The sequence below is a fragment of the Metalysinibacillus jejuensis genome (genome assembly GCF_003057615.1).
In the GTDB taxonomy this organism is placed as follows: domain Bacteria; phylum Bacillota; class Bacilli; order Bacillales_A; family Planococcaceae; genus Metalysinibacillus; species Metalysinibacillus jejuensis.
In genome coordinates, this window is sequence record NZ_QAFW01000119.1 from 1 (window position 1) to 1,525 (window position 1,525).

2 protein-coding genes are annotated in these 1,525 nt (G+C 35.1%); both read left to right on the top strand.

Annotated elements, in window-relative coordinates; genetic code table 11:
- The first annotated feature begins 128 nt into the window (after nt 1-128).
- Complete coding sequence (locus DDE80_RS14315) at nt 129-488, top strand: Rpn family recombination-promoting nuclease/putative transposase (protein ID WP_282432405.1); 360 nt, start codon at nt 129-131, stop codon at nt 486-488.
- 262 nt (nt 489-750) lie between these two features.
- Nucleotides 751-987 (top strand): hypothetical protein, encoded by a 237-nt coding sequence (locus tag DDE80_RS15220; protein WP_161952357.1) that lies wholly within the window; start codon nt 751-753, stop codon nt 985-987.
- Nucleotides 988-1,525 lie beyond the last annotated feature (538 nt).

Here is a 1,525-nt window from a genome sequence, read left to right on the forward strand (position 1 = left end):
ACCGTGGTATTCTTAGCCATGAGAGATTCTCCTCGTAAAAGTTGGTGTCGTAACTTACATTTTACATGGAATCTCTCTTTTTTATTGAATTTGATTGGTAAAAACTAGTTAATCAACAGACGTGATTTATTAATCAAGAAGTAGGCGGCGAGTATCTCGATGATAAACAGTCACGTCTTGATATCGTTGTACGTACTCAAGCAAATGAATTAATCAATGTGGAAATGCAGCTGTCTAACCAACACGATATGATAAAACGTACCTTGTATTATTGGTCACGTTTATTTTTAGACCAATTACCTAAAGGTAAAACGTATCGTCGTCTATTACCGACGATTACTATCAATATTTGTGATTTCACCTTGTTCTCAAAGTCAGCGAATTATCATAGTACGTACCATTTATATGAAGATAGTTCACTAAATATCGGGTGCCTGGCACTCGCACAATTCACTACAATTCATGAAAATGCATGGTATGGTGGATAGACATAGAAAGCCTTTCGCAAGAGCAATCTTGCGGAGGGTTTCTTTTTGTTTTCATTGCCAATAATATCGTATGCCTGGCACTCACACAATTCACTACAATTTAAAAATACATGGCGTGGTGGATAAAATATAGCATGCCTGGCACCCATACAATTTACAGCAAGAACTAGCTCTCGGGCTGGTTCTTTTTTTATCCAATTAAAGTTGCGATAAGAACAAATGTTCTTTATAATGGAAGTAATCATATAAAAGAGGTGATAAAATGGTTAAAAGCGTTGGATTAGAAGGTCTGAAAGGATATTGTATCGATATTGAAGCCGATGTCCGTACAGACAAAGAAGCATGTATCATTATTGGTTTACCTGATCTTTCTATGAAAGAGTCGCGTGAACGGATTTTATCGAATTTGTATCGTTTAATATCGGGTGCCTGGCACTCACACAATTCACTAGATTTTGTTTTTCAAAACGATGTTGATACAGTGCTAATTGACTTCTAAGAGCAATATTTTCAAGTTTAATATCGTTAGTGGGTTTAAAGAAAAGTGAAAGAAAAGGCATGAGATAGCTTATCCATTCTTTTAAAAATACAGATAGCGGACGAAGAATAGACAATATAAATCAACTCCTAATTTGAATATATTTACTGTCTATTCTAATTAAGGTGCTGGGAAGGTTCAATAGTATTAGGGTATAAGTGTGAACATACAAACTGTTCGTGTTGGAAGGAATGTGGCTAATGGAATAAGTTTAAGTTGTCGTCGAATTGATGGCTCTCTCTTTTATTTCATTCTATATACACGTCTGTTGATTAACTAAATTTTCCTATAAAAAACTAATAAAAAAGAGAGATTCCATGTAAAATGTAAGTTACCACACCAACATTTACGAGAAGGAATCTCTAGGCTCGCGAATACCACGATTTTCACATTACTTCAAAACTTTATTTCACAGGAAGAACTGGACGGGATTCTAGCTGAGTTTCAGTTTGAAGATACGGCTCGTAAATGTAATGTAACGACACTTTTAGACTACTTG

Bases quoted from the DNA above. Each gene is read 5' to 3' on its own strand.
- DDE80_RS15220 (WP_161952357.1), top strand. From the start codon at position 751: ATGGTTAAAAGCGTTGGATTAGAAGGTCTGAAAGGATATTGTATCGAT.